Source organism: Mesorhizobium sp. WSM4807, assembly GCF_055811615.1.
This window is the reverse complement of the sequence record NZ_JBVVQY010000001.1, coordinates 260,286-286,386: the sequence shown is the minus strand read 5'-3', so window position 1 is coordinate 286,386 and position 26,101 is coordinate 260,286. Positions and strand designations below refer to the sequence as shown.

The window sequence follows — 26,101 nt, the reverse complement described above, 5'->3', positions numbered from 1 at the left end:
GGATGATCGCCGCAGATAAAATGAGCCGATGCCGTCAGCGCGAAGAGACCATGCGCGAGGTCCGGGTGCTGTTATTTGTGCCGCCAGACCTTGCAGGCCGAGATCACCAGAATTGCCGCCAGCAGCGGGAGCAGGATTTGCTCGGGGACCACTCCAAGCAACTGCCCACCGATATATGTCCCGACAATCGATCCGGCAGCCATGGCCAGCAAGAACGCCCTGTTCCTGCCGATAACCGAAAAGCTTTGGTCGCGGCTGTAGCGCGTGAAGCCGACCAGCATCGTCGGCAGGCTTACCGCCAGCGATAAAGAGCCCGCCGGCTTGATGTCGGCACCGAACAGAAGGACAAGTGTCGGGATGAGCAGTTCGCCGCCTGCCACGCCGAGCAGGGATGCCACGACGCCGATGGCAAACCCTGCGATGATCCCGGCCACGATCAATGCGGCTCCGGTGACCAATTGCGATCCTGCAGCATCAGGATCATGGCCGAAAACCAGGACAATCGCGACAAGGATCAGCAGCGCGGCAATCACCTTGTGGAGCGTTGCGGACTGGAGGTGCGTTGCCCATCCTGCCCCAAACCAAGCGCCTAGAAGGCTGCCAGCCAAGAGATTGAGTATGATCGGCCATTGTGCGGCTACCGAGGCTAGCGGCACCGCGCTGGCCCGGAATGGCAGCGCCGTAGCGACGACAACCAAGCTGGCGGCCTTGTTCAAGATTACGGCCTCAAGGGCGGCAAATCGAAACAGACCGATCAGGAACGGCAGACGAAACTCTGCACCGCCAAGGCCGATCAACCCGCCAAGCGAACCAACACCAGCTCCAACTGCAAATGCACCAAGGCCACGACGTTTATTCATTGAATCGACATGCCGTGGCGAGCCCCCGAACGCCAGCCGTTTTCCAGGGGGGTTCGTCTATGCAAATCGCTATTGGCGGCAGGGTCAATGCTTGATGAGGCTACAGTGCCGATCAAGAGGTGCCGTCGACACGCTCGGCTATGGCGAATGCCTGTAGGTTCCTTGCCTTGCCGTGGTCTTCTTCGGCGTTGGCGATAATCGAGAAGAACGCCGCACGGGCGATGTCCTTCTTTGAGGCGTTCGGGTGTTCCTTCCTGGCCGCTTTGATCAATTGCTTGGGTGCCATGTCAGGCGTCACGACCCGCATCAGGGTGTCGGCTATCGCCTGCATCTCGTCCGCGTTCATCATCCAAACTCCTTAGAGTCACCCGCATTCGCACAGTATCTCATATTCCTAATGTGTGGAAAACGTGCGGCGTCCGTTTGGGAACCAACCGAGATTTCACGTAAAAATCCACACACGCATGCGCGCCTTGGGTGCATCAAAAAGGCGGTGCAAACCGTGAACAAAGTCTGGCATGATGCCGCCATGCCAATCATCTCACCGATTCCTCTCAACCCTCTCATCGACGGCCGCCAGTCGGAACGCGCTATGCTGGTCAGGCGCGGCGTGCAGCGGCTGCTCAAGGAGATGGGCGCGCGTGTGCTGCCCGAGCTGTCGCTGGCGACCGGGCGCCGTGCCGACCTCGTCGCGCTGACCCGCCAGGGTGACATCTGGATCATCGAGATCAAATCCTCGATTGAGGATTTCAGAGTCGACCGCAAATGGCCGGATTACCGGCTGCACTCCGACCGCTTCTTCTTCGCCACGCATCCCGGCGTGCCCTCGGAGGTCTTTCCGCAGGAATGCGGCTTTATCCTCTCCGACGGCTACGGCGCCGAAATCCTGCGCGATGCGCCCGAGCACCGCTTGGCGGCGGCAACGCGCAAGGCGCTGATGCTGAGGATCGCGCGAGCGGGTGCATCGCGGCTGCTCGCGGCGGAACTCGCCGGTGTGGCGGTGCCGGCGCTGGAGGGCGAGAGCGAATAGGAGTGCGCCGGTCGGCGACAAGCCTCGCACGTCGCCACCCAGCGTTGGCATCGGACCGTGCCTTTCTGCGGGCCTGCCGATCCCCTCGAGATGATTTTTGATCTTGCACCGATGATTTCCGCCTGCCTGCGCTGTCCTGATCAATAGGCGCTGGAATGGTCCGGTGGCGGAAAGAGAGGTGATCCATGGGATCGTTACAAGGTCAGAATGTCGTCGTCATCGGAGGAAGCCGGGGTGTCGGCCGCTCGATCGTGGAAGCCGCGCTTGGCGAAGGGGCAACAGTGCTTGCAGTTGCTCGTGGCACAGAAGCCCTGAAACAGCTCTCCCGGGAGACAACAGGTGTGAAGACGCTGGCGGTCGACGCCACCAAAGAGACCGCACCCGATGCGGTTTTCGCCGCGCTTGAACCAGACGTCCTGGTGATCTGCGCCGGCGCCCTCGCTCCGTCCGCGCCCGTCCAGGAACAGAGCTGGGAGGACTTCTCGGCAAACTGGGAAATGGACGTCAAGGCATCGTTCCTGTTCTGCAAGGCGGCACTCCAGGGTCGGCTCAAGCCGGGGAGCCGGGTGGTTCTGATCTCCAGCGGTGCGGCATTCAGCGGCGGGCCGCCGAACTCTGGCGGCTATGCCGGCGCAAAACGCATGCAGCTGTTCCTCGCCGGTCATAGCCAGAAGGAATCGGACCGACTTGGTTTCGGCCTGCGTTTCATGGCGCTTTCGCCGGCGCGCATCATGCCGGGCACCGGCGTCGGCGATCGCGGCATCGACGGCATTTCGGCCTATATGGGCATTAGCCCGGCGGACTTCCTGGCGGGCATGACCGACATGCAGACGCCGGCCGATGTCGCACGGGCTGTAGTCGCGCTCGCCACCGGCCAAGCGCAGGGCTGCTCCTTCGTGGTGAGCGGCAGCGGACTTGCGGCGGCGGCATGAGGCGCGCAGGATGCCAGCCGACTTCAGCACCGCGGGCTTCCTATGACAGACGCTCCTGGCCCTGTTGAGCCATTGGGCCTGCCGGTCCTCGATCGGCTGGCCTTCGAGCGCTTGACAGTGGCTCATCGCCGCGAGCTCAAGCTCCACTGCTACCGGATGATGGGCTCGTTGCACGACGCGGACGACCTCGTGCAGGACACTTTCCTGCGGGCGTGGCGCGCACGGTCGCAGTTCGACGGACGAGGCTCGGTTCGCGGCTGGCTCTACACAATCGCCACCACTAGCTGCCTCAACGCCATCAAGGCGAGGTCGACGGCGCATCGCATTCTCCAGCAACCCGAACGGCCGCCCTCCAACGGGCGGGCCGTCGGCGGGCCTGCCGAGCTCACCTGGCTGGAGCCCTATCCGGACGCCGAGCTTCCGGACCTCGTTGACGGCGAGCCCGGCCCGGAAGCGCGCTACGAGACCCGTGAAGCGGTGCAACTTGCCTTCGTCGCGGCGATCCAGCTTCTGCCGCCCAGGCAGCGGGCCGCCCTGTTGCTTTGCGACGTGCTGGGGTGGTCTGCGGTCGAGACGGCGCAATTGCTGGGTGGATCGGCCGCTTCGATCAACAGCGCCTTGCAGCGGGCCCGCGCAACGCTTGGCGAGCGATACCCTCAGGGACGCCCCGTGCAGCGGTCACGGTCCAGTCCGGAGGAGGGCCTGCTGCTCGAACGCTACATGCGTGCCTGGCAGACCGCCAACCTCGACGGCTTCATCGAACTCTTGAGGGAGGACGCCACCTACCACATGCCGCCATGGCGGGAATGGTACCAAGGGCGCAAGGCGATCCGCGATTTCATCGAGACCGTGTGGGGCAATTTTGCCGGCTATCGCACGGTGGCCACCCGAGCCAACGGCCAGCCCGCTGTCGGGGTCTATGCACTGGACCATCGTGACCGTGTATGGCGACCCCACTCGCTGCATGTCATTGAGCCCGCCGACGGCAAAATCGTTTCCCTGACGATCTATGTGCCGCCGCTCGGGCCCGAACTGTTTGCAGCCTTCGGCCTGCCGCCGGTCTAGTCCGCTTCCGCCTCGCCCGCCGCCGGCGCGATCAGCAGCACGGCGGCGCCAAGCAGTGCCGCGATGAGCGATCCGGCCAGGATGCCGACCTTGACCGCGTCCTGCAGCTCGACGTTGCTGGCGAAGGCGAGCAGGCCGATGAACAGGCTCATGGTGAAGCCGATGCCGCAGAGCAGCGAAATGCCGATCATGTGCAGCCAGCCGGCATTGACCGGCAGGTCGGCGAAGCCGAGCCGGATGGCAATCGCGGAAGAACCGAATACGCCGACCAGCTTGCCGGCGACGAGGCCGGCGGCGACGCCCAGCGTCAGCGGCTCGACCAGGGTGGCTGCGCTCAGGCCGGCGAGCGAGACGCCGGCATTGGCGAAGCCGAAGATCGGGATGACGACGAAGGGCACTATTCTGTGCAGGCCGTGCTCAAGCCGGTGCAGCGGCGAATGTTCGAGATCTTGTCCGACGCCCGGGGAGACTTTCAAAGGTATGGTCAGGGCCAGCGCCACGCCGGCGAGCGTGGCATGGACGCCCGATTTCAGCACCAGCACCCACAGCACGACACCAAGCAACAGATAGGGCAGCAGCGTCAGCACGTTCATGCGGTTGAGAACGACGAGCAGAGCGATGACGGCGAAGGCAGCGCCGAGATAGGCGAGCGACAGGCCGCTCGTGTAGAACACTGCGATGATGATCACGGCGCCAAGATCGTCGATGATGGCGAGCGCGGTGAGGAATACCTTCAGCGACCCCGGCACGCGGCTGCCGAGCAGCGACAGCACGCCAAGCGCAAACGCGATGTCGGTGGCGGTCGGGATCGCCCAGCCGGACAGAGCGGCTGGGTTGTCGCGGTTGATGGCGACATAGACAAGTGCCGGCACCAGCATGCCGCCGGCAGCGGCGATGCCGGGCAGGGCGCGCCGCGGCCAGGTCGAGAGCTGGCCGTCCAGCATCTCGCGCTTGATCTCCAGGCCAACCAGCAGGAAGAACACGGCCATCAGGCCGTCATTGATCCAGTGCGATACGCTGAGGGGTCCCAGATAGGCGTGAAGGGCATCGAAATAGGTTTCGGCCAGCGGCGAATTGGCGACGACCAGGGCCAATGCCGCGGCTGCCATCAGGACGATGCCGCCTGCCGCCTCGCTGGCTAGGAATTCGCGAAAAATGGAGATCGGCCGCGGCTTCTGGTCCTGCATGTCGTCTCCGTCCTATCGGCCGGCAGGGCCGGTGTCGCCTCGTGCGATGATGCGCAAACACCAATGGCAGGGCAAGTCTCTACAGCGCCGCGTATCCTTAGGGCGGGCAAAGGACGCTGTAGCACTTTGCTTTTGCGCTTAATCCCCAGCGACAACCGAGTCCGCCATTCGCCGACACGAACCTTCGGTTCGGTCAGGCGTCAGCGCGGCGCGCGCTTGGCGAGTATCCGCTGCAGCGTGCGGCGATGCATGTTGAGCCGGCGGGCGGTCTCGGAGACGTTGCGATCGCACATTTCGTAGACGCGCTGGATGTGCTCCCAGCGCACCCGGTCGGCCGACATCGGGTTTTCAGGCGGTGCGGCGCGTTCACCCGCCGTGCGGGTAAGGGCCGCGAAAATGTCGTCGGCATCGGCCGGCTTCGACAGATAGTCGATGGCTCCCAGCTTCACCGCCGTCACCGCGGTGGCGATGTTGCCGTAGCCGGTGAGGATGATGGCGCGGGCGTCGTCGCGCTTCTCGCGGATAGCGGCGACGACGTCGAGGCCGTTGCCGTCGGCGAGCCGCATGTCGACCACGGCATAGGCGGGCGGCTTGGCGCGCGCCTTGGCCACCGCTTCCTCGACGCTCTCGGCCGTCTCGACCACGAAGCCCCTGGTTTCCATGGCACGGGCAAGGCGCGTAAGGAACGGCTTGTCGTCGTCGACGATCAACAGCGAGGTGTCCTCGCCTTCAACCATTGCGCCAATCGTTTCGTCGCCATTCATCGTCTTGAAATTCCTGCTGCCCGATTTTTATGCAGATATAGTTTTGGAGCGCTATTGTCCAATTCAAGCCGTGTCAAACATGGTGGCCGAAGCCGATTCAGGGTTGAGGAAGACGCTGCGCGGCCAGGATATCTGCACGACGGCGCCCTCGCCGGGTTCGTTTGAATTGCGGAAATCGAGCGTAGCCCCCGAGCGCTCAAGCAAGGTCTTGGCGATGAACAGACCCAGGCCCAGGCCGCCGCCGGCCTCGGTGCCCTGGCGCGTCGACATGTAGGGCTCGCCGATGCGGTCGATGATTTCGGGAGGGAAACCCGGCCCGTCGTCGACGATCGAGAAGGTGACGGCAGCCTCGTTCCAGCTCCAGCGCACGGTGACGGCCTTGCGGGCAAAATCGACGGCGTTCTCGACCAGATTGCCGAGGCCGTAGATGACGCCGGGATTGCGCCGCCCGACCGGTTCGGGGCCGATGCGCTCGCCAGGGCGAAGCTTGATTGAGATGCCGAAATCGCGGTGCGGGGCCGTCATCTCCTCGACCAGCGAGGTTAGCGGCAGACGGGAGAGATGCGCCTCACCCTCGGAGGACAGGCTGGTCAGGCGCTTGAGGATTTCGCGGCAACGCTCGCTCTGCGAGCGCAGCAGCGTCACGTCCTCGCCGTATTTCGGATCGTTGCGGAGCGCCTTCTCCATCTCCTTGGCGACGAGCGTGATGGTGGCAAGCGGTGTGCCGAGCTCATGCGCGGCGGCGGCGGCAAGGCCGTCCAGCGCCGACAAATGCTGCTCGCGCTGCAGCACCAGCTCGGTGGCGGCAAGCGCGTTGGCGAGCAGCCGGGCTTCCTCGGCCACGCGGAAGGCGTAGATCGCGGTGAAGGCGATCGAGGAAAACACCGCCATCCAGATGCCGGCGACGTAGATGAACGGCATCTCCAGCGGCGCACCCTCGTACCAGGGCAGCGGCAGATGGAAGAAGACCAGCAGGCTCGCCGCCACCATCACCAGCGCGCCGAGGATGGCGGTCAGGCGCAGCGGCAGCGACGTCGCCGAGATGACCACGGGCACGGTCACCAGTACTGAAAACGGATTGGTGAGGCCGCCGGTCAGATAGAGCAGGCCGGCAAGCTGCAGGCTGTCGATGGTCAGGATGGCGAAAGCCGGCAGCGGGGTCAGCCGATGCGCAGCCGGATAACGGAAGGTCAGCAACAGGTTCATCCAGGCCGAACAGGCGATCAGCGCGAAGCAGGGGCTGACGGGCAGCGGGAACTTCAGCCCATAGGCAACGACGATAACCGCCAGGCTCTGGCCGACGATGGCAAGCCAGCGCAGCCTGATCAGCGTGTTGAGGCGCAGCCGCTGGCTTTGCTGGAAGTCGGGCGCCCGCAGGATGTTTATCATGGCCAAGGATTTATAGCCGGAAAAGGATAAAGGCTAGGTCCCCCGCGGTTTGGCGCGACTGGTGGCGGTGGCGAGAAGCGGGTTCTCCGGCCAGACGTGCCGGGGGTAGCGGCCACGCATGTTAGCCCGCACATCGGCCCAGGAGCCGCGCCAGAACCCGGGCAGGTCGCGGGTCGTCTGGATCGGCCGGTGCGCCGGCGACAAAAGCTCGAGCGTCAGCGGTACGGTGCCGTTGGCGATTGCGGGATGCCGGTCGAGACCAAACAGCTCCTGGACGCGGATCGCCAGCACCGGCCATTCACCGTCATAGCGGATCGGCACGCGGCTGCCCGACGGAGCGTCGAAATGGGTCGGCGCCAGTGCCTCGATCCTGCGCTGGAGATCGTGCGGCACCAATGCCATGAGGCCGGCCGAGAGCACGCCCGGATCGATCGCGGCAAAGGACGCTGCGCCGGAGAGGAAGGGCAGCAGCCAATCGTCGAGGCGGTCGACGAGCGCCGCGTCGGAAACATCGGGCCAGGGCGCGCCGAGGCCGCGATGCAGCCAGCCGAGCCGTTGGCGCAACGTTTCGGCCTCCTTGCCCCACGGCAAAAGCGACAGGCCGTGTTCGCGCAAGGCGTCAAGGATGGCGCGATCCGCGTCAACGCCGGCCGGCGCCGGCAGCATGCGTTCGGACAGGGTGATGGCGCCGAGGCGAACGGTTTCGCGCACGCGCACTGCGCGCCTGTCGCGGTCGAAACCGGTTTCGCGGCTGGTCTCGATCTTGTCGGCAAGCGAAGCGCGAATGTCGGCCTCGTCTATCGCCGCTGCTGCCGTGATGCGGGCGTTCTGCGCCTTGCCCTGCAGATCGGCGACGACGAGCCAGGCCGCGCCCGCCAGCGGATCGGCGGTGTCGAGCATGGCGCCCGAACCGTTGGCCAGCACGAACCGGCCGCGTTCGCCGCGCGCCTTGGCAACGCGGTCCGGCCAGGCATGGATGAGGAGAGCGCCGGCCCTACCCTCCCCCTCGAGGGGGTCCGAAGGACGGGCGAGACCCGTGGCTCGCCCCGGTACGTCGATCCGCGAAGCGGACCGGGGTGGGGTCGAGTCGGGCACGCCATCGGCGACCCCACCCCGTCTCCCTCGCTTCGCTGCGCTCGGCTCGCTCGCCGACCCTCCCCTCGAGGGGGAGGGTGACGCCTGTTTCGCCAGCCGCTCGGCAAGCTGCCGCGCAGCGGTGGCGCGCGGCGATCTTTCGGATCGGAACCGCATTACCCGCCGTTCGAGGTCGGCGCCGTCGCCGCCAAGGCCACGCTCGGTGAGCAGCACGGCGAGCATGGCCGCCTCGAACGCCTGGCCGGTTTTTGCCGCCTCGGCGACCATGTGAGCGAGCCGCACCGGCAGTGCCAGCCTGCGCATCGCAGCACCCGATTCCGTCAGGCGCCCTGCCTCGTCGACGGCGTCGAGCGCCCGCAGCAGCGCCCTGGCCTCGTTGAGCGCCGGGGCCGGCGGCGGATCGAGGAACGAGAGGCTCACCGGGTCGGCGACACCGAAGGTGGCGCAGTCGAGCAGAAGTCCGGAAAGGTCCGCCTCGAGGATTTCCGGCGGGGTGAAGGCGGGAAGTGCCGCCGTCTGCTCGGCCCGCCACAGCCGGATGGCGACACCCGGCTGTGTGCGACCGGCACGGCCGGCGCGCTGGTCGGCGGAGGCTTTGCTAACCCGCACCGTCTCCAGCCGCGTCAGGCCGCTGGCTGGCTCGTAGCGCGGCAGCCGCGACAGGCCGGAATCGATGACGACGCGCACGCCGTCGATAGTGATCGAAGTTTCGGCGATCGACGTCGCCAGCACCACCTTGCGGCGGCTGGACGGCGCTGGCTTGATCGCGGCGTCCTGCGTCTTGTTGTCGAGCATGCCGTAGAGCGGCACGATGTCGGTGTCGGCACTGACGCGGCCTTGCAGCCGCTCGGTCGTGCGCTCGATCTCGCGCTGGCCGGGCAGGAAGGCGAGCACGCTGCCGCTCTCATCGGCAAGGGCCGTGCGGATCGCCTTGGCCATGGCGTCTTCAATGGCGATGCCGGCCGGCCGCTCGTCGTAGCGGATGTCGACGGGAAAAGCGCGGCCCTCGCTCTCGATCACCGGGGCGCCGGAAAGCAGTCGCGCGACGCGCGCGCCGTCGAGCGTCGCCGACATGACCAGCAATCGCAGCTCGGGCCTCAGCGCACCTTGCACGTCAAGCGCCAGCGCCAGACCAAAATCACCGTCGAGCGAGCGCTCGTGGAACTCGTCGAAGAAAACAGCCGAGACACCGGGCAGCTCCGGATCGTCGAGGATCATCCGCGACAGCACGCCTTCTGTGACGACGAGGATCCTTGTCCTCGCAGAAGTGCGGTTTTCCATGCGCATGGCATAGCCGACCGTCTCGCCAGGTTCCTCGCCGAACAGTTCGGCCATGCGGCGGGCGGCGGCGCGGGCAGCCAGCCGGCGCGGCTCCAGCAGAATGATCTTTCCCGTGCCGAGCCATGCTGCATCGAGCAGCGCCAGCGGCACCAGCGTCGTCTTGCCGGCGCCGGGCGGCGCCACCAGCACGGCGCTGTTGCCATGACCGAGCGCTTCACTGAGCGCCGGCAGCACGGCGGAGACCGGAAACTGCGGCAAGGGTTTTCTGGTCATTGTTCCAAGGATGCATCCATCCAATTGCGGATCCGCAGCGCCCGCATATCAGCGGTGGCGGTCGCCGCGCAACCGGCAACGGGCCAACTCAAAGCCGGGTCCGTGAGAACGGGTCCAGCGCACGGTGCCGCGCCTCACCTCCTCGCGCACCCTCGAGGCCCGAGCCGCCAATGACGGCGAGGCCGACAAGCGACAGAAGATCTGGCGACAGAAGATCTGGCGACAGAAGGTCCGGATATTCCTGGAGAAAGCGCCAGGATCACCGCCAGAGGATCTGCAAGTAATGCGTCGGCGCGATCTGCCCAGGCTTTTGACAACGGCATCGTTGCATGAACAGCTTGCATGGGCGAGCAAGGCGAGCAGAATTCCGTTCGTCCCGTTATTCCAGTTCCAGGGAGAGAGCAGAGTGAAGATACTGGCACTCGGTGCGCATCCGGACGATATCGAGATCTTCATGTTCGGTACGATGGCGGCCTATGCCGCACAAGGCGCAGAATTGGTTTTTGTGATAGCCACGGATGGCGGCAAGGGCGGGAAGGGCGATCCGGGACTACTCGCGCGCGCCCGCCGCGAGGAAGCGGCTGTGGCGGCGGACCTGCTCGGCGCGACATCGCACTTCCTCGATTTTCCGGACGGCGCGCTGGTTGCCGATGCCGCGCTGATCGCGGCGCTGAAGACGCTGATCGGGGATATCAGGCCGGATCTGGCGATCACCCATGCGCCGAACGACTATCATGGCGACCACCGTGCGCTGTCGGACGGCGTGCGCATCGCGGCGTCCTTCGCTGTCCCGGTGCTGCATGCCGATACGCTCGGCGGCACCGGTTTTTCGCCGACGCATTATGTCGATATCTCCGGGCATTTCGAGCTCAAGGCGATGGCGATCCGGGCGCATCAGTCGCAGGATCCCGAACGTTTCGTCGATGCGGCGCGCACGCAGAACGCGTTTCGCGCCGGCCAGTGCAATGGCGCGACCGGTTCCTTCGCTGAGGCCTTCCGCTTCGAGCCGATCTTCCCCTTCGCCGATATCCGCGCCCTGCTGCCGCCCGCCCCAGTGATCCGGCCGGTGACGGTGAGCACCAAAACGGTCAAATGAGCCGGCACCCGCGCGCCCAACGATCTGACACGCGCCTTTCCTGAACCAGCGACCGATGCGCTATGCTGCAGCGCAGCGACGAATTCGCTTGCCTTGTTTAGTAAAAATTGCATCACTAAACAAATTACTAAACATCCGCCGCTCAACCGCGTCGTTATGTTTAGACCCCTGAGGAGGGGGTTGAGGCTTTTTGAAACCGTCATCCGGGCGCGTTTCGCAAATGGGAGGAAGGCATGAAATCGACCTTGAAACTGACGTTGGGACTGACATCGGCGATGTTTGCGTCGACCGCCGTTTCGAATGTCGCGCAGGCTGAAGATCTGACGCTTTGCTGGGCAGCCTGGGACCCGGCCAACGCGCTTGTCGAATTGTCCAAGGATTTCACCAAGGAAACCGGCATCGGCATGAAATTCGAGTTCGTGCCGTGGACCAACTATGCCGACCGCTTTCTCAACGAACTGAATTCCAAGGGCAAGCTGTGCGACCTGATCATCGGCGACAGCCAGTGGATCGGCGGCGCCGCCGAGAACGGCCACTACGTCAAGCTGAACGACTTCTTCGACAAGGAGAAGATCAGCATGGACGACTTCGTGCCGGCGACCGTCGTCGGCTATTCCGAATGGCCGAAGAACACGCCGAGCTACTGGGCGCTGCCTGCCATGGGCGACGTCGTCGGCTGGACCTACCGCAAGGACTGGTTCTCCAAGCCGGAACTGCAGAAGGAATTCAAGGAAAAGTACGGCTGGGATCTCGCCGCGCCGACGACCTTCGACCAGCTGAAGCAGATCGCCGAGTTCTTCCAGAAGCGCGAGATCGACGGCAAGACGGTCTATGGCGCGTCGATCTATACCGAGCGCGGCTCCGAAGGCATCACCATGGGCGCCATGGACGTGCTCTACAGCTTCGGCTTCAAATATGAGAACCCCGACAAGCCCTACGAGATGGACGGCTTCGTCAATTCCGAGAAATCGGTGAAGGGTCTGGAGTTCTACAAGGCGCTCTATGATTGCTGCACGCCTCCCGGGGCCTCGAACAGCTACATGGGCGAAGGCGTCGATGCTTTCAAATCCGGCCAGGTGGCGATGCACATGAACTTCGCCTTTACCTGGCCAGGCCTGCAGAAAGACGAGAATGTCGGCGGCGACAAGATTGGTTATTTCGCCAATCCTAAGGGGCCCGACGGCGATCAATTCGCCCAGCTTGGCGGCCAGGGCATCTCGGTGGTCTCTTACTCCGACAAACAGGAGGCTGCGCTCAAATACATCAAGTGGTTCGCCAACAAGGATGTTCAGGCCAAATGGTGGTCGCTCGGCGGCTTTTCCTGCCTCAACGCAGTCGTCAAAGATCCAGGCTTCCCGGCCAGCCAGCCTTACGCGCAGACCTTCCTCGACTCCATGGCCATCGTGAAGGATTTTTGGGCAGAGCCCAGCTATGCGCCGCTGCTGCAGGCGTCGCAGAAGCGCTTCCATGATTACGTCGTCGCCGGCCAGGGGTCGGCCAAGGATGCGCTCGATGGCCTGGTCAAGGACTGGACCGAGGTCTTCCAGGACGATGGCAAGATGTAATTGGGGCAAGACCTGACCGGCTCCTCCCGAGCCACGACCGCGTGTCCCGTGCCACCCTTGGCACGGGACACAGTTCAGATAAATTCCATTGTCGAGACGACCCAAGTGACCGAAGCGGGACTGACCATGCTCAATCGGACTGCGGACAGCGTTGCCCGGGCTACGCCTGAGCCGTTGGCCCGCAAGGTCCGGGGCATCAGCGACAACGGCCTCGCCTGGCTGTTCATCTCGCCGACGATCCTGTTGCTGCTCGCCATCAATATCTTCCCGCTGTTCTGGGCGATCTATCTGTCCTTCACCAACTACCGCGCCAACCGTCCGAACGAGGTGGTCAGGAATGTCGGCCTTGCCAATTACAAACGCATCCTCGGCGACCAGGACATCTGGATCGCCATGCAGACGACGGCGCATTTCGTGTTCTGGACCATTCTCCTGCAGACGCTGATCGGTTTTACCCTCGCCTGGCTGATTGACCGGAAGTTTCGCGGCCACGCCTTCTGGACGACTATCATTCTGGTGCCGATGATGCTGTCGCCGGCAGTTGTCGGCAATTTCTGGCGCTTCCTCTACGAGCCGCAGATCGGCCTGTTCGCCTATGCCATCTCGTTCGTCACCGGCATTCCGGCGACGCAGATCGGCATGCTCTCCAACGTGTCGCTGGCGCCGTGGTCGATCGTCATCGTCGACACCTGGATGTGGACGCCTTACGTGATGCTGATCTGTCTCGCCGGCCTGCGTTCGATCCCCGAATACATCTATGAGGCGGCAGAAGTCGACCGTGCCTCCAACTGGCGGCAGTTCTGGTCGATCACGCTGCCGATGGCGCTGCCCTTCATCATGCTGGCGGTGCTGTTCCGCGGCATCGAGAACTTCAAGATGTTCGACATGGTCAACCTGCTCACCGGCGGCGGACCGGGATCAACCACCGAAGTCGCCTCGATCACGCTGAAGCGGCAGGCCTTCGAAAGCTGGCGGACCGGCTATTCCTCGGCCTTCGCCATCATCCTGTTCGTCGCGGTGTTCGGACTTGCCAACATCTACGTCAAGGCGCTCAACAAGGTGAAGCAGAGATGAGCCTGACGTCAGCCCACTCGGTCGTCGCACCCTCGGCCACGTCGAAGCGCGTCGCCGGCACGATCATCGTGCTTTACGCACTGATCTCAATCGTGCCGCTGCTGTGGATCTTCGCCACCAGCTTCAAGACACCGCCGGACTCGATCGCCTATCCGCCAAAGATCCTGTTCCAGCCGAGCCTCGAGGGCTACTGCAATCTGTTCTCGACCCGGACCCGGCAGACACCGGAATACATCAACTCGCTGGGACCGGCGACGGGCGTCTGCGACGAGACAGTGCGCAAGCGCAACATGGTGATCGCCGGCCCGTCCAATTTCATGCCGCGCTTCGTCAATTCGCTGATTATCGCCTTCGGCTCGACCTTCTGCGCTGTGTTCCTCGGCACTCTGTCGGCCTATGGCTTCTCGCGCTTCAAGGTGCCGTTGGCCGACGATCTCCTGTTCTTCATCCTGTCGACGCGGATGATGCCGCCGATCGCCGTCGCCATCCCGATCTACCTGATGTATCGCGAGCTTGGCCTGTCGGACACCGCGCTCGGCATGATCCTGCTCTACACCGCGGTCAACGTGTCGCTTGCGGTGTGGCTACTGAAGGGCTTCATCGACGAGATCCCGCGCGAATATGAGGAAGCGGCGATGATCGACGGCTATACGCGGCTGCAGGCCTTCTGGCGCACCGTGCTGCCGCAGGCGACCACCGGCATTGCCGCGACCGCCATCTTCTGCCTGATCTTCGCCTGGAACGAATATGCGTTCGCCGCACTGCTGACCTCGGGCACGGCGCAGACCGCGCCGCCCTTCATCCCGACCATCATCGGCGAAGGCGGCCAGGACTGGCCGGCGGTCGCCGCCGGCACGACGATCTTCCTGGTGCCGATCCTGGTGTTCACCATCCTGCTCCGCAAGCAGTTGCTGCGCGGCATCACCTTCGGCGCGGTGCGCAAATGAGCCTGACCCAACCCGCAAAACGCAAGTCGCGCTGGCCGGCATGGGCCAGGCGCGGACTGATGGAGAATATCGCCACAGTAATCATTGCCATTGGCTTCCTGATGCTGTTCCAACCCTTCGCGCTGTCGCTTTACACTTATTCCTTCATCACCATGCTGGCCGGCACGGCGATGTTCATCATCGTCTCGAAGTTTCCGGAGTAGACGATGGCGGAGATCAGGGTCGAGCATCTGAGAAAGGCATTCGGCGATTTCGTCGCCGTGCAGGATTCCAGCTTCGTCGTCGGGGATGGCGAGTTCTTCGTCATGCTTGGGCCGTCGGGTTGCGGCAAGACGACGACGTTGCGCATGATTGCCGGGCTCGAACTGCCGACCGGCGGCAAGATCCTGCTCGGTGGCGAGGACGTCACCATGCGGCGTGCCCGCGAGCGCGACATCGCCTTCGTCTTCCAGTTGTTCGCGCTCTATCCGCACATGAATGTGCGTAAGAACATCGGTTTCCCGTTGCTGGCGCAAGGCATGCCAGGCATCGAAATCCGCCAGCGCGTCGAAGAGACGGCGAAGCTGTTGCGCATCGACCATCTGCTCAACAAATCGGTCTCCGGCCTTGCCGGCGGTGATCGCCAGCGCGTCGCGCTCGGCCGCGCCATCGTGCGGCGGCCAAAATGCTTCCTGATGGACGAGCCGCTCGGCACGCTCGACACCGAATTCCGCGATCTCATGGTCCATGAGCTGCGCGAACTGCACAACCGCATCCACGCCACCACGGTCTACGTCACGCATGACCAGATGGAAGCGATGTCGATGGCCGACAAGATCGCGGTTATGAACCACGGCGTCATCGAGCAGTTCGGCACGCCACGCGAAATCTACGACCGGCCGGCGACCATTTTCGTCGCCGATTTCATCGGCTCGCCGCCGATGAATTTTCTCGGCTTCGGCGGCGGGCTTTCAAAGGGCGCCAGGGAGATCGTGGTGCAAGGCGCCAAAGTGGCGGTGCCGGAGGTGCGCGAGGACATCGCGCCGGCCGAGATGGCGCTCGGCATCCGACCGGAACACATCCGCTTCGACGACGCGTCGAAGCTGCGCGGCACCATCTATGGCACCGAATATCTCGGCACCACGCAGATCGTTGCGGTGGAGACATCCGGCGGCATCATCAAGGCGCGGGTGCCGGCCGAAATCCGGCTCAATGCGGGCGACCATGTCGGCCTAGCGCTGAGCAGCGCACGGCTGTCGCTGTTCGAGAAGGGCTCCGGCCGCGCGGTGCGAACCGCAATCCATGACGGGGCTTCCCAGGGAAGAGCGCATCATGGCTGACGTGCAGATCAAAGGCGTGACCAAGAGCTTCGGCGAACATGTCGCCGTTGATACTCTCGATCTGCACGTCGCCGATGGCGAATTCGTCGTGCTGCTCGGCCCGACCGGCGCCGGCAAGACGACCACGCTGCGGCTGATCGCCGGATTGGAACGGCCGGATATGGGCTCGATCCATATCGGCGGCCGCGATGCGACAATGTTGTCGCCGGCCGAGCGCGACACGGCCTTCGTCTTCCAGCAATATTCGCTCTATCCGCATCTGTCGGTCTACGACAACCTGGCCTTTCCACTGCGCTCGCCTGCGCGGCGGCTGGGCGAGGACGCGGTGCGCCGCCGCGTCGAGGATGTGGCCAAGATGGTGCGTATCCACCACAAGCTGAACAACCGCTCCACCAAGCTTTCCGGCGGCGAGATGCAGCGCGTCGCCATCGGGCGCGCCCTGGTGCGCAAGCCCTCGATCTATCTGATGGACGAGCCGCTGTCGTCGCTCGATGCCAAGCTGCGCGCCGACCTCCGGCTCGAGCTCAAGCGCATCCAGGCCGAGCTCGGCGCCACCATGCTTTATGTCACGCACGACCAGATCGAAGCGATGACGATGGCCGATCGCATCGGAATTCTCGCCGACGGCGTGCTGGTGCAGATCGGCACGCCACGCACCATCTACTCGGAGCCGGCAAACCTTCATGTCGCCGCAAGGCTCGGCCAACCGGCGATCAATCTGTTGCCGACCGGCCTGCTGCCGGATGGCGATATGCCGGCGGGAACCAAAACGATCGGCGCGCGTACAGAACATCTGTCGATCGGCAAGGCATCGAACGGCCCCGCCGACGGCGTTGTTAACTGGGTCGAACATTTGGGCGACCAGAACCACCTGCATGTGACGGTGGGAAGCAAAAAGCTGGTGACGCTGACCGACCCCGACATCCAATTGGAAAAGGGCGACAGGGTGATTATCCGTTACCGGGCGCCGCTGTTCTTCGACCAGGCCGGCAATAGGATTGCAAACCGATGAGCGCTGGGACGATGGTCAAGACTGGGACGATGGTCAAGGTTGACCTGAAGACACTGATATCCGTCACCGCCGACACGATTGCCGCCCACGCGGACGAACTGACCGCGCTCGACCAGGCGATCGGCGACGGCGACCATGGGCTGAACATGAAGCGCGGCTTCGAGGCAGTGCGGGCGGAGGCCGAGGCGTTTGCGGCAAAGCCATTGCCGGAGGCGCTAAAGGCGATCGGCACCAAGCTGGTGATGACCGTCGGCGGAGCCTCGGGCCCGCTGTTCGGGACGCTGTTCATGGCGCTCGGCAAGGAGATTTCCGCAGAGCCGGATCGCGCCAATCTGGCTATGGCTTTCGGCAGGGCAATCGAGGCGGTGGCAGCCAGGGGCAAGTCGCAGGTCGGGCAAAAGACCATGCTCGACGTGCTGCAGCCAGTGCATGACGCCCTGCTGCAGGGAAAAACCGAGGCGGAAATCGCCGATGTCGCGGACAGTGCGGCCGATGCCACCGTGCCAATGAAGGCGTTGCGCGGACGCGCTTCGTTTCTCGGCGACCGCTCGATCGGCCATATGGATGCCGGCGGGCGCTCGGTCGCGCTTCTGGTGCGGGCTGTCACTGAGACCATCGAGGGGCACGCATGAGCAATGTCGGCATCGTTATCGTATCGCATTCACCGCTGGTCGCCGAGGGCACGGCCGACATGGTGCGCCAGATGGTCGGCGACGAAGTGCCGCTTGCATGGTGCGGCGGAAACGGCCATGGCGGGCTGGGAACCAATGTCGAGGCGATCATGGGCGCCATCAACAAGGCCTGGTCGGAGGCGGGTGTCGCCATACTTGTGGATCTCGGCGGCGCCGAGACCAACAGCGAGATGGCGGTCGAGATGATCGGCGAGCCGCGTGCGCACAAGATCATCGTCTGCAATGCGCCGATCGTCGAGGGCGCGGTGATGGCGGCGACGGAGGCTTCCGGCGGCGCTTCGCTCAGGGAAGTGGTGGCGACGGCACACGAATTGTCGCCATCGTGAATAACAGGAATTTTGACAGCATGTCGGCATCCGCAGAAGCCACCGTCCTGATCAGCCATGAGGTGGGCCTGCATGCGCGCCCTTCGGTGAAGTTCACCAAGCTCGCCAAAACATTTTCGGCCGAAGTCGAAGTGGCGCTCGCCGCCAACGGGCCCTGGTTCGATGCCAAGAGCATCGTCAAGGTGATGGCCGCCAAGGCGCCGAAAGGGACGGTGCTGCATATCCGAGCGAGGGGTGACGGCGCCGGCGAGGCGGTCGGCGCGCTGGTCGAGCTGGTGCGGCGCGATTTCGACGAGGACGTGGACCATGCCCGAACCGCTTAGGCTGCAGGGGATTTCGGCTTCGGCCGGCTATGCCGAAGGGCCGCTGTTCAACCTCGATCCGGTTGTCGCGCGCTATGGCCGTAAGGCGACCGCCGCGGACGAGAGGCTCGCGCTCGAAACGGCAATCAAGGCAGCGACAGGCCGGCTTGCGACGCTAATCGAAGCGACCAAGGGCGACGCCGCCGACATTCTCGAATTCCAGCTCGCCATGCTGGATGACGATGCGCTGACCGGCCCGGCCTTTGCCGCGATTGCCGCCGGCCAGCCGGCCGATGCGGCCTGGCGGCAGGCACTCGACGCCGAAATTGTAGGCTACGAAACGTCAGACCAGGATTATTTCCGGGCGCGCGCCGCCGACATGCGCGACATCAGGGACCAGGTGCTGCGCGCGCTGACCGAAGACAGCGACCCTGCGGCACCGGCAGGAGCTATCTTCTACGGCGAGGACATCGCGCCAACGCGCTTTCTCGAAACCGACTGGAGTTCCGGCGGCGGCATCGCACTGAAAGCGGGCAGTGCCGCCAGCCATGTCGCCATGCTGGCGCGTTCGCGCGGCGTGCCGATGGTCGTGGGGCTTGGGGCAATCGGGCTCGGTGCTTCGCCGGCTCATCTTGCCGGCGTCGCCCTGCTTGATGCCGAGCATGGCGGCATCATATTGGCGCCATCAAGGGCAGAGGTCGAGGCGTTCCGGCGATCATCGTCGTCTTTCGCGGCGCGTCGCGACAGGGCGGAAACTTTTTTGGCCCGGCCGGCGGTGACGAAAGCCGGCACGGCGGTGCGGGTGCAGGTCAACATCGCCGATCCGTCCGATGTCGACAACATCGATGCCTCGACCTGCGACGGCGTCGGGCTGATGCGAACCGAGTTCCTGTTCGGCAAAACGCTGCCGGACGAGGAAACGCAGTATCGCGCCTACCGCAAGGTGCTCGAATGGGCTGAAGGCAGACCGGTGACCATTCGCACCGTCGACGCCGGCGGCGACAAGCCGGTGCCGGGCTTCACCGTGGCGGAAGCTAATCCGTTCCTTGGCCTGCGCGGCATCAGGCTGTCGCTGGCAAGACCGGAGGTTTTTCGGCTGCAGATCAGGGCGCTGCTGCGCGCCGCCGTGCATGGCAATCTGAAGGTGATGTTCCCGATGGTCGCCGTTAGGGACGAGTATGAACGTGCCGCCGCGCTCTTCGCGGAAGAGCAGGCCGCGCTTACCGCGCGCGGCTTCGCGCAAAAAATGCCGCCGCTTGGCATCATGGTCGAGGTGCCGTCGGTGGCGATCGCTCCTGAGGCTTTTGCCGAGGTCGCCTTCTTCTCGATCGGCTCGAACGACCTTACGCAGTATGTGATGGCGGCCGCGCGCGACAACGCGTTGGTTGCGCATCTCAATTCGATCAGGCATCCGGCCGTGCTTCGGCTGATCGCCTCGGTTGCGGCGTTCGGCCGCCTGCAAAGGATTCCGATCAGCCTATGCGGCGACGCCGGCGGCGATCCGGCGGCAATCCCGGCGCTGATTGAGGCCGGCCTGCGCGACCTTTCCGTGGTTCCCGCCCAGCTCGCAATGGCCAAGGCGGCCATTGCGGACGTTTCGATCTAGGCACCGGCATGGCCGACAAGACACCTGAAGCCGGCTCCGAAGAGGCGATCCGCGCCTATAAGACGATCCTGTCGCAGGTCCTCGACCAGCGCCCGTCCGGGATGCGCCAGCGCCTCGCCGACGCGTTGGGCAAGCATCGCAGCTTCGTCACCCAGATTTCCAGCCCGGCCTACTCGATCCCGATCCCGTCAAAACATTTGCCGGCTATTTTCTCCGTCTGCCATTTCAGCCCGGCCGAACGCGACCATTTTCTAGCCGCCTACCATCAGGCGCATCCCGGGAAAATGTCGGTGGCATCAGGCATGCGCAAGACGCGGCATGTCTCGCTGATCGTTCCCGATTTCGGCGACGACAAGCAGAATGCGGCGCTCGATCGGGCGGTCAACGATTTCATCCAGAAGATCACCAGCATCGCCGGCAAGGGCGGGACATAGTCGCGCCAAGTTCAGCTATTTCGGGAGGAGACGGCCATGAAGAAGTTTCTAAATTCTGTGGACACGGTGCTGACCGAAAGCCTCGATGGCTTCGTTGCCGCCCATGCCGACATACTGGCGCTTGGCGACGAGCATAAATTCGTGCGCCGCAGGACACTCAAGCCCGGCAAGGTGGCGCTGATCTCCGGCGGCGGCTCTGGCCACGAACCGCTGCATGGCGGGCTGGTCGGGCATGGCATGCTGGATGCCGCCTGCCCCGGCCAGGTGTTCACCTCGCCGACGCCGGACCAGATGCTGGCGGCCGCGGAAGCGGTCAACACCGGTGCCGGCTGCCTGTTCATCGTCAAGAACTACGAGGGCGATGTAATGAATTTCGAGATGGCCGCCGAAATGTCGGAGGGCGTGATGCAAGTAGTGACCAATGACGACGTTGCGGTCGAGAACTCCTCCTACACCACTGGCCGGCGCGGCGTTGCCGGCACGCTGGTGGTCGAGAAGATCCTCGGTGCCGCAGCCGAGCAAGGCATGGCACTGAAGCCGTTGAAGGCGCTCGGCGAGCGCGTCAATGGCGCAACGCGCTCTATGGGCGTTGCGCTGACCAGTTGCACCGTACCGGCCGCCGGCAAGCCGACCTTCGATATCGGCGACGGCGAGATGGAATTCGGCGTCGGCATCCATGGCGAACCCGGCCGCCGCCGCGACGCGTTGAAGAGCGCCGACGCCATCGTCGAGGAGATCTGCGCGGCGATATCAGGCGATCTCGGTGACAGGGCAAAAGGCCCGGCGCTGCTTTTCGTCAACGGCTTTGGCGGCACGCCGCTGATGGAGCTCTACCTGATGTACAACAGTGCCCGGAAAATCTTCGAGAACAGCGGCGTGACGGTCACTCGCTCACTGGTCGGGTCCTATGTGACATCGCTCGACATGGCCGGCTGTTCGATCACGCTGACCATGCTCGACGACGAGACGATCGCATTGTGGGACGCGCCGGTACATACGGCTGCGCTACGCCGGGGGATGTAGCACGGCCAAGGCCGCGCTGCGGCTTACGACAAGAAGTGGCCGTCAAGCAAAGCCCGCTTCGGTCTGCGAGGCGGGCCTTTGCAAGGAATCCCAAAGACAGTCGGTGATAACACTGTCATGCGCTATGCCGAGCATTGTCAGGCCAGCGTGGTGGAGTTAGGCACAATGTTGCTTTTCCTTTACCTTTGGTAAGGTAAGAAAATCCGGCGAGTTTTTGGAGGCAGAGCATGCGTTACAATTGGGATCGGGCGCCGACCGGTTTCGAACGTCACAGAAAGGCGCTGGCCGCCGCTTTGCTGATCGCCGGCGGTGTCGGCCTCATGCTCGCGGCGCTGCCATTTTAGATCCGCATTCGAGCGCAAGCAGGCGCTTTTCAACGCACCTGGCCGGTCACGGCGATAAAGCGGCGGTCCCGCCCTTCAAATCCCTGACTGAAGCGTTGCACGAGCACGGCAAGCACAGCCGGTTTGCCGTCCGGGGTGAATGCATAGGATTCCGACAGGCTGTAGGAAGTCGGACAATGCCTCGAGCCGGGCACGGCCTTGTCCTCATGCAGCAGTTTGAACGCCTTGCCATCCTGTCCCTGCAGCGTCAGGCGGAAACCGAGCCCCTTGCCGGTCGCGGCGCCTTGCTGCGTCTCGTCGAAGCTTGACGAGCAATCCGCCGTGCTGTCGGCCAGGAACTGGTCGAGCTGGATGCTAGAGATGCCAAGCACGTCATAGCTCGGCGAAAGCGATTTCTGCGAAACCTGCTCGAGGCGAGCAATATCTTGGTAGCCGACCATATCGTCGGGAAAGGTGAACCTGTCCACAGCCGTCCGCTCGCCGCGCGGCGCGATGGCATATCGGGCGAGGATCGGCGCCGCCTGCGCGGCAGCCTGTGCCCTCGCCTGATCGAGAGTGAGCGTCGCCTCCTCGGTTTCGTCGACGATGCGGATCGGCTTACCACCGACGAATTCATCGGTGCGCGTGTCGATGATGTCGATCTCCGACCAGCCCGAATCCGAAGCGCCGGCATCGAGCGTGCCGTATTGTTCGAAGGCGAAGTAGCTACCGTCCGGCGAAAAGCCGATAATGCGCCGTGCCGCCGCATCGCCGGCCTGAGCGGCGGAAGCGACCACTAACAGCATGGCCGCCAAAACGGCAGATCCAACCTTGCACCGCAACTTCATTGCAACTTGCCCCCAATTATGACCCAGACTGCAACTATGACCCGAGACTATCGGGCCGGGTATTTGCGACCAAGGCGAGAACGCCAAACGACGAAATTGCACATGCTTGCAAAAACAGCATACGCTATTTCAAAGGCAGCAAACATTCCTGGGGAGTAAGCTGGATGGCGTCACGCTACCAAGAGGTCTATGACGGCTGGAAACGCGACCCGGAAAAATTCTGGGCGGATGCGGCTAAAGCCATCGACTGGTTCTCGCCGTTCGACACGGTCTTCGATCCGAATGCCGGCGTCTATGGGCGCTGGTTTGGCGGCGCCTCCTGCAACACCTGCTTCAACGCCGTCGACCGCCATGTGGCGGGTGGCCGCGCCGATCAGACCGCGCTGATCCATGACAGCGCGATTTCAGGCACGATCAGGAAATTCACCTATGCCGAACTGAAACGCGAGGTGATCGCGCTGACGTCGGTGCTGAAGAACCGCGGCGTCCAAAAAGGCGATCGAGTCATCATCTACATGCCGATGGTGCCGGAAGCTGCCTTCGCCATGCTTGCCTGCGCCCGGATCGGCGCCGTGCATTCGGTCGTTTTCGGCGGCTTTGCCTCGCACGAGCTCGCCACGCGCATCGACGACGCCAGGCCGAAGCTGATCATTTCCGCCTCTTGCGGCCTGGAGCCCGGGCGCGTCGTCGCCTACAAGCCGCTGCTCGACAAGGCGATCGAGATGTCGCGGCACAAGCCCGAGGCCTGCCTCATCCTGCAGCGCGAGCAGCTGCGCTGTGAGGTCAGGGAAAACCATGACATCGACTATGCCGACGCCGTCGCCCGCGAGCGGGCCGCGGGCGCCAATGTCGACTGCGTTCCGGTGCTCGCCACCGATCCGCTCTACATCATCTACACGTCCGGAACGACCGGCCAGCCCAAGGGCATCGTGCGCGACAATGGCGGCCACATGGTTGCGCTGAAATGGTCGATGGAGAACGAGTTCGGCGTCAAGCCGGGCGAGGTGTTCTGGGCGGCTTCCGACGTCGGCTGGGTGGTCGGCCATTCCTACATCGTCTACGGCCCGCTGCTGCATGGCTGCACAACCGTCCTGTTCGAGGGCAAGCCGGTCGGCACGCCGGACGCCGGCACCTACTGGCGGGTGATCGCCGAGCATGGAGTCGTCGCGCTGTTCACCGCGCCGACCGCCTTCCGCGCCATCAAGGGACAGGATCCCAAGGGCGAATTCGTTCCGAAATACGACCTGTCGAAGTTCCGCACGCTGTTCCTCGCCGGCGAGCGCGCCGATCCGGAAACCATCAAATGGGCGGAGCAGAAACTGAACGTGCCGGTGATCGACCATTGGTGGCAGACCGAGACCGGCTCGCCGATGACGATCAACCCAGCCGGATTGGGCCTGCTGCCGATGAAATATGGCTCGCCCGGCGTGCCGATGCCGGGCTACGACATTCGCGTGCTCGACGATGCCGGGCACGAAGTCCCGCGCGGCACGTTGGGCAATGTCGTAGTCAAGCTGCCGCTGCCGGCCGGCTGCCTGCCGACGCTGTGGAATGCCGATGACCGGTTTCGCCAAGCCTATCTCGACGAATTCCCCGGCTTCTACAAAACGGCGGATGCCGGCATGATGGACGAGGACGGTTATTTGTTCGTCATGGCCCGGACCGACGACATCATCAATGTCGCCGGCCACCGGCTGTCGACCGGCGCCATGGAGGAGGTGCTGGCCGCGCATCCCGACGTTGCCGAATGCGCCGTCGTCGGCATCGCCGATGCGATGAAGGGCCAGGTTCCGCTCGGCTTCGTGGTGCTGAATGCGGGTGTCGCGCGTGACAGCGGCGCCATCGAGGCCGAGGTGGTCACCCTGGTGCGCGAGCGGATCGGCCCGGTCGCCGCCCTCAAGACGGTGGTGACGATCAAGCGCCTGCCAAAGACGCGCTCCGGCAAAATCCTGCGCGGCACCATGCAGAAGATTGCCGACAAGGAAGGATGGACGATGCCGGCGACCATCGACGACCCGGCCATTCTCGACGAGATCACTGCGGCGCTCAAAGGGCGCGGCATCGGGCTTTAGTTGCTTTCGGAGCGCGGCAGCGGATCGCGGCGTCGGACGAATTCACGAATTCATCCTGCACTGCAATCGTCTGTTGTGCAATGCAGCAATAGCCCTTAAACTTTGCGTGGGGGGCCATTCCGAAGGCACGGCATGGCTCAGCAAAAAACCACATTCGGCGGCATCGACATCCTGCGTTTTCTCGCCGCCGTCCTCGTGATGCTCTACCACTACGGCTTCTGGGTGTGGGCGTTCCCGGAGGGCGTTTCGGCGCGCGCGACGGGCGGCATCCCGACCCATCCGGAAATAGGCGGGCTAGTCCAATTCGGATGGGTCGGCGTCCAGATATTCTTCGTCATCAGCGGCTTCGTCATCGCCTTCAGCGCCGAGCATTCAACACCGCTGCGGTTTTTCGAGGCAAGGGTGAAACGATTGGCGCCGGCCGTCTGGATCTGCGCGCCAGTCACCGTGATGGTGCTGCTTTTCGTCGATCTCAGTTGGCCGACGGACGCTGTCACCAGGCTCATGCGCACCGCCTTGTTCGTTCCGTTCAACCCCTGGGTCGACAGCGTCTACTGGACGCTCGGCATCGAGATCGCCTTTTATGCCGTCGTCTGGATCCTGTTGCGGCTCGGCCGCTTCGATCTGATGGAAGCGGTGGCAGTTGCGCTCGGCGCGATCAGCACGCTTTTCTGGTGCCTGTATTATCCATTCGACTGGTCGGACCTTGCCGAGGCGCGCTGGCTCGACCTGCTCCTAGTGCATCACGGATGTTTTTTCGCGACAGGTGTGCTGCTCTGGCTGATGCGTTTCAAGGCAGTGACGCCCGCCCGCCTTGTCTTCTGCGCCTTGTTCCTGGCCGGCGGCGTGCTGCAGATCATCAGTGCTGTCGACGTCCGCAGCATCAAGGTCGAAGCCGCGATGCCCCACGCGCCGCCGATCGTCCTGTTTCTCGCTGCCATGGCGCTGATGGCGTGGTCATTACGGCTCGACCTGTCCTGGCGCGGCTGGCGTCGGATCGGGCTGATGACCTACCCTCTCTATCTGATCCATAATGTCGTCGGCGCGGCTATTCTCGGGGCCTTGATGCGCGCGGGAGTGCCATACCTGCTTTCGGTGGTCATCGTCGGCGCGACCATGATCGCCGCGAGCTGGCTGATTGCGATCGAGGCCGAACCGCGAATCCGGCTTCTGCTCGACCACACCATCTTCCGCTATCGTCTCAAGACCGCGTAACCGCGCCGGCGTGTCACGCAGGTTCCTGGCCGCAAAGTCCTGCTTTGAACGTGCGGCGCGAAAATTGGTGCCTACGCTTTTTGCGCGGCATGACGACGCGACTTCCCAAGCGAGAATTATTTTCTATCGTGGATCATCTTCTGCAGAGGTGAGCCCTCTTTCCAACCGTGTCGACCCGGCGCGGTTCGGCGACCTCTCGGGTCAAGCGAGGAGATCGATCAGCACCAGAAACGACATTCCCGCCGACCATGTCAGCTTCATGCGCAAGGCTGCCGATCATGCTCTGTTCGAGGGCATTCATGCGTCAGCATCAGGCTCGGTATCGGTCTCCTCGCGCAGGACGACGACGCTGTGCTCAACATTCGTTCTTG

Annotated in this window: 25 protein-coding genes; 18 read left to right on the top strand and 7 right to left on the bottom strand. The window is 63.9% G+C overall.

Annotated elements, in window-relative coordinates:
* Nucleotides 1-71: 71 nt before the first annotated feature.
* Nucleotides 72-860 carry a sulfite exporter TauE/SafE family protein gene (locus tag AC0L3N_RS01350; RefSeq protein WP_473545010.1) on the bottom strand — a complete coding sequence of 263 codons (789 nt, stop codon included), beginning with the start codon at nucleotides 858-860 and terminating at the stop codon, nucleotides 72-74.
* 112 nt (nucleotides 861-972) lie between these two features.
* Nucleotides 973-1,206 carry a hypothetical protein gene (locus AC0L3N_RS01345; RefSeq protein WP_123147373.1) on the bottom strand — a complete coding sequence of 78 codons (234 nt, stop codon included), beginning with the start codon at nucleotides 1,204-1,206 and terminating at the stop codon, nucleotides 973-975.
* Nucleotides 1,207-1,389: 183 nt separating this feature from the next.
* Between AC0L3N_RS01345 and AC0L3N_RS01340 the strand changes: the two genes are divergently transcribed.
* From AC0L3N_RS01340 to AC0L3N_RS01330, 3 genes are all read left to right on the top strand, one after another.
* On the top strand, nucleotides 1,390-1,890 hold the full coding sequence (locus AC0L3N_RS01340; RefSeq protein ID WP_473545276.1) for an MmcB family DNA repair protein: 501 nt from the start codon (nucleotides 1,390-1,392) through the stop codon (nucleotides 1,888-1,890).
* A gap of 185 nt (nucleotides 1,891-2,075) precedes the next feature.
* Entirely contained in the window at nucleotides 2,076-2,822 is a 747-nt protein-coding gene (locus tag AC0L3N_RS01335) for an SDR family NAD(P)-dependent oxidoreductase (RefSeq protein WP_473545008.1), read from the top strand.
* A 42-nt stretch (nucleotides 2,823-2,864) separates the two neighbouring features.
* Nucleotides 2,865-3,887: an RNA polymerase subunit sigma-70 gene (locus tag AC0L3N_RS01330; RefSeq protein WP_473545006.1), complete on the top strand. Its 1,023-nt coding sequence runs from the start codon at nucleotides 2,865-2,867 to the stop codon at nucleotides 3,885-3,887.
* Here AC0L3N_RS01330 and nhaA read toward each other — a convergent pair.
* The 4 genes from nhaA to hrpB all read right to left on the bottom strand — a co-directional run bounded on the left by nhaA (nucleotide 3,884) and on the right by hrpB (nucleotide 9,876).
* The gene (nhaA, locus tag AC0L3N_RS01325) at nucleotides 3,884-5,074 is read right to left on the bottom strand and encodes a Na+/H+ antiporter NhaA (protein WP_473545004.1); all 1,191 of its coding nucleotides are present in this window, start codon (nucleotides 5,072-5,074) and stop codon (nucleotides 3,884-3,886) included. The two genes, AC0L3N_RS01330 and nhaA, sit on opposite strands and share 4 nt — an antisense overlap.
* 200 nt (nucleotides 5,075-5,274) lie before the next feature.
* Nucleotides 5,275-5,838, bottom strand: a complete 564-nt coding sequence (locus tag AC0L3N_RS01320) for an ActR/PrrA/RegA family redox response regulator transcription factor (RefSeq protein WP_473545002.1) — start codon at nucleotides 5,836-5,838, stop codon at nucleotides 5,275-5,277.
* Between the two features lie 63 nt (nucleotides 5,839-5,901).
* Entirely contained in the window at nucleotides 5,902-7,227 is a 1,326-nt protein-coding gene (locus AC0L3N_RS01315; protein ID WP_473545274.1) for an ActS/PrrB/RegB family redox-sensitive histidine kinase, read from the bottom strand.
* Nucleotides 7,228-7,260: 33 nt separating this feature from the next.
* Nucleotides 7,261-9,876, bottom strand: coding sequence for an ATP-dependent helicase HrpB (gene hrpB, locus AC0L3N_RS01310; protein ID WP_473545000.1), 2,616 nt, complete (start codon nucleotides 9,874-9,876; stop codon nucleotides 7,261-7,263).
* A gap of 406 nt (nucleotides 9,877-10,282) precedes the next feature.
* On the opposite strand from hrpB, the gene AC0L3N_RS01305 reads away from it, so the two are divergent.
* From AC0L3N_RS01305 to dhaK, 13 genes are all read left to right on the top strand, one after another.
* Nucleotides 10,283-10,972, top strand: a complete 690-nt coding sequence (locus AC0L3N_RS01305) for a PIG-L deacetylase family protein (RefSeq protein WP_123146402.1) — start codon at nucleotides 10,283-10,285, stop codon at nucleotides 10,970-10,972.
* 233 nt (nucleotides 10,973-11,205) lie between these two features.
* Nucleotides 11,206-12,537 (top strand): ABC transporter substrate-binding protein, encoded by a 1,332-nt coding sequence (locus AC0L3N_RS01300; RefSeq protein WP_123146401.1) that lies wholly within the window; start codon nucleotides 11,206-11,208, stop codon nucleotides 12,535-12,537.
* Nucleotides 12,538-12,663: 126 nt separating this feature from the next.
* Nucleotides 12,664-13,611 carry a carbohydrate ABC transporter permease gene (locus AC0L3N_RS01295; protein WP_123147371.1) on the top strand — a complete coding sequence of 316 codons (948 nt, stop codon included), beginning with the start codon at nucleotides 12,664-12,666 and terminating at the stop codon, nucleotides 13,609-13,611.
* Nucleotides 13,608-14,558 carry a carbohydrate ABC transporter permease gene (locus AC0L3N_RS01290; RefSeq protein WP_123146400.1) on the top strand — a complete coding sequence of 317 codons (951 nt, stop codon included), beginning with the start codon at nucleotides 13,608-13,610 and terminating at the stop codon, nucleotides 14,556-14,558. The genes AC0L3N_RS01295 and AC0L3N_RS01290 overlap by 4 nt, the downstream gene beginning before the upstream one ends.
* On the top strand, nucleotides 14,555-14,761 hold the full coding sequence (locus AC0L3N_RS01285; RefSeq protein ID WP_029347717.1) for a hypothetical protein: 207 nt from the start codon (nucleotides 14,555-14,557) through the stop codon (nucleotides 14,759-14,761). Before AC0L3N_RS01290 ends, AC0L3N_RS01285 begins: the two co-directional genes overlap by 4 nt.
* A gap of 3 nt (nucleotides 14,762-14,764) precedes the next feature.
* Nucleotides 14,765-15,877, top strand: coding sequence for an ABC transporter ATP-binding protein (locus AC0L3N_RS01280; protein WP_123146399.1), 1,113 nt, complete (start codon nucleotides 14,765-14,767; stop codon nucleotides 15,875-15,877).
* Nucleotides 15,870-16,889 (top strand): ABC transporter ATP-binding protein, encoded by a 1,020-nt coding sequence (locus AC0L3N_RS01275; RefSeq protein ID WP_123146398.1) that lies wholly within the window; start codon nucleotides 15,870-15,872, stop codon nucleotides 16,887-16,889. Before AC0L3N_RS01280 ends, AC0L3N_RS01275 begins: the two co-directional genes overlap by 8 nt.
* Before the next feature lie 29 nt (nucleotides 16,890-16,918).
* On the top strand, nucleotides 16,919-17,521 hold the full coding sequence (dhaL, locus tag AC0L3N_RS01270) for a dihydroxyacetone kinase subunit DhaL (RefSeq protein ID WP_473545272.1): 603 nt from the start codon (nucleotides 16,919-16,921) through the stop codon (nucleotides 17,519-17,521).
* A complete protein-coding gene (gene dhaM / locus AC0L3N_RS01265) occupies nucleotides 17,518-17,907 on the top strand; it encodes a dihydroxyacetone kinase phosphoryl donor subunit DhaM (RefSeq protein WP_123146397.1) in 390 nt (129 codons plus the stop codon). Before dhaL ends, dhaM begins: the two co-directional genes overlap by 4 nt.
* 20 nt (nucleotides 17,908-17,927) lie before the next feature.
* Nucleotides 17,928-18,230, top strand: coding sequence for an HPr family phosphocarrier protein (locus tag AC0L3N_RS01260; RefSeq protein WP_473544997.1), 303 nt, complete (start codon nucleotides 17,928-17,930; stop codon nucleotides 18,228-18,230).
* Nucleotides 18,214-19,815, top strand: a complete 1,602-nt coding sequence (gene ptsP, locus AC0L3N_RS01255) for a phosphoenolpyruvate--protein phosphotransferase (RefSeq protein ID WP_473544995.1) — start codon at nucleotides 18,214-18,216, stop codon at nucleotides 19,813-19,815. Before AC0L3N_RS01260 ends, ptsP begins: the two co-directional genes overlap by 17 nt.
* 8 nt (nucleotides 19,816-19,823) lie before the next feature.
* A complete protein-coding gene (locus AC0L3N_RS01250) occupies nucleotides 19,824-20,249 on the top strand; it encodes a hypothetical protein (RefSeq protein WP_095493850.1) in 426 nt (141 codons plus the stop codon).
* 36 nt (nucleotides 20,250-20,285) lie between these two features.
* On the top strand, nucleotides 20,286-21,272 hold the full coding sequence (gene dhaK, locus AC0L3N_RS01245; RefSeq protein WP_473544993.1) for a dihydroxyacetone kinase subunit DhaK: 987 nt from the start codon (nucleotides 20,286-20,288) through the stop codon (nucleotides 21,270-21,272).
* A 373-nt stretch (nucleotides 21,273-21,645) separates the two neighbouring features.
* Here the strand turns inward: dhaK and AC0L3N_RS01240 are convergent, their stop codons facing one another.
* Complete coding sequence (locus AC0L3N_RS01240; RefSeq protein ID WP_473544991.1) at nucleotides 21,646-22,401, bottom strand: DUF2259 domain-containing protein; 756 nt, start codon at nucleotides 22,399-22,401, stop codon at nucleotides 21,646-21,648.
* Between the two features lie 206 nt (nucleotides 22,402-22,607).
* On the opposite strand from AC0L3N_RS01240, the gene AC0L3N_RS01235 reads away from it, so the two are divergent.
* Nucleotides 22,608-24,515 carry a propionyl-CoA synthetase gene (locus AC0L3N_RS01235; protein ID WP_473544989.1) on the top strand — a complete coding sequence of 636 codons (1,908 nt, stop codon included), beginning with the start codon at nucleotides 22,608-22,610 and terminating at the stop codon, nucleotides 24,513-24,515.
* Between the two features lie 132 nt (nucleotides 24,516-24,647).
* Complete coding sequence (locus AC0L3N_RS01230) at nucleotides 24,648-25,730, top strand: acyltransferase family protein (RefSeq protein WP_473544987.1); 1,083 nt, start codon at nucleotides 24,648-24,650, stop codon at nucleotides 25,728-25,730.
* Nucleotides 25,731-26,101: the final 371 nt, after the last annotated feature.

Excerpts from the sequence above, each read along its gene's own strand:
- AC0L3N_RS01320 (WP_473545002.1), bottom strand. The coding sequence starts at position 5,838 with ATGAATGGCGACGAAACGATTGGCGCAATGGTTGAAGGCGAGGACACC.
- AC0L3N_RS01260 (WP_473544997.1), top strand. The coding sequence starts at position 17,928 with ATGTCGGCATCCGCAGAAGCCACCGTCCTGATCAGCCATGAGGTGGGC.
- dhaM (WP_123146397.1), top strand. The coding sequence starts at position 17,518 with ATGAGCAATGTCGGCATCGTTATCGTATCGCATTCACCGCTGGTCGCC.
- ptsP (WP_473544995.1), top strand. The coding sequence starts at position 18,214 with ATGCCCGAACCGCTTAGGCTGCAGGGGATTTCGGCTTCGGCCGGCTAT.
- AC0L3N_RS01335 (WP_473545008.1), top strand. The coding sequence starts at position 2,076 with ATGGGATCGTTACAAGGTCAGAATGTCGTCGTCATCGGAGGAAGCCGG.
- AC0L3N_RS01300 (WP_123146401.1), top strand. The coding sequence starts at position 11,206 with ATGAAATCGACCTTGAAACTGACGTTGGGACTGACATCGGCGATGTTT.
- AC0L3N_RS01295 (WP_123147371.1), top strand. The coding sequence starts at position 12,664 with ATGCTCAATCGGACTGCGGACAGCGTTGCCCGGGCTACGCCTGAGCCG.
- AC0L3N_RS01290 (WP_123146400.1), top strand. The coding sequence starts at position 13,608 with ATGAGCCTGACGTCAGCCCACTCGGTCGTCGCACCCTCGGCCACGTCG.
- hrpB (WP_473545000.1), bottom strand. The coding sequence starts at position 9,876 with ATGACCAGAAAACCCTTGCCGCAGTTTCCGGTCTCCGCCGTGCTGCCG.
- AC0L3N_RS01250 (WP_095493850.1), top strand. The coding sequence starts at position 19,824 with ATGGCCGACAAGACACCTGAAGCCGGCTCCGAAGAGGCGATCCGCGCC.
- AC0L3N_RS01340 (WP_473545276.1), top strand. The coding sequence starts at position 1,390 with ATGCCAATCATCTCACCGATTCCTCTCAACCCTCTCATCGACGGCCGC.
- dhaL (WP_473545272.1), top strand. The coding sequence starts at position 16,919 with ATGGTCAAGGTTGACCTGAAGACACTGATATCCGTCACCGCCGACACG.
- AC0L3N_RS01280 (WP_123146399.1), top strand. The coding sequence starts at position 14,765 with ATGGCGGAGATCAGGGTCGAGCATCTGAGAAAGGCATTCGGCGATTTC.
- AC0L3N_RS01345 (WP_123147373.1), bottom strand. The coding sequence starts at position 1,206 with ATGAACGCGGACGAGATGCAGGCGATAGCCGACACCCTGATGCGGGTC.
- nhaA (WP_473545004.1), bottom strand. The coding sequence starts at position 5,074 with ATGCAGGACCAGAAGCCGCGGCCGATCTCCATTTTTCGCGAATTCCTA.
- AC0L3N_RS01235 (WP_473544989.1), top strand. The coding sequence starts at position 22,608 with ATGGCGTCACGCTACCAAGAGGTCTATGACGGCTGGAAACGCGACCCG.
- AC0L3N_RS01240 (WP_473544991.1), bottom strand. The coding sequence starts at position 22,401 with ATGCTGTTAGTGGTCGCTTCCGCCGCTCAGGCCGGCGATGCGGCGGCA.
- AC0L3N_RS01285 (WP_029347717.1), top strand. The coding sequence starts at position 14,555 with ATGAGCCTGACCCAACCCGCAAAACGCAAGTCGCGCTGGCCGGCATGG.
- AC0L3N_RS01350 (WP_473545010.1), bottom strand. The coding sequence starts at position 860 with ATGAATAAACGTCGTGGCCTTGGTGCATTTGCAGTTGGAGCTGGTGTT.
- dhaK (WP_473544993.1), top strand. The coding sequence starts at position 20,286 with ATGAAGAAGTTTCTAAATTCTGTGGACACGGTGCTGACCGAAAGCCTC.
- AC0L3N_RS01230 (WP_473544987.1), top strand. The coding sequence starts at position 24,648 with ATGGCTCAGCAAAAAACCACATTCGGCGGCATCGACATCCTGCGTTTT.
- AC0L3N_RS01315 (WP_473545274.1), bottom strand. The coding sequence starts at position 7,227 with ATGATAAACATCCTGCGGGCGCCCGACTTCCAGCAAAGCCAGCGGCTG.
- AC0L3N_RS01275 (WP_123146398.1), top strand. The coding sequence starts at position 15,870 with ATGGCTGACGTGCAGATCAAAGGCGTGACCAAGAGCTTCGGCGAACAT.
- AC0L3N_RS01330 (WP_473545006.1), top strand. The coding sequence starts at position 2,865 with ATGACAGACGCTCCTGGCCCTGTTGAGCCATTGGGCCTGCCGGTCCTC.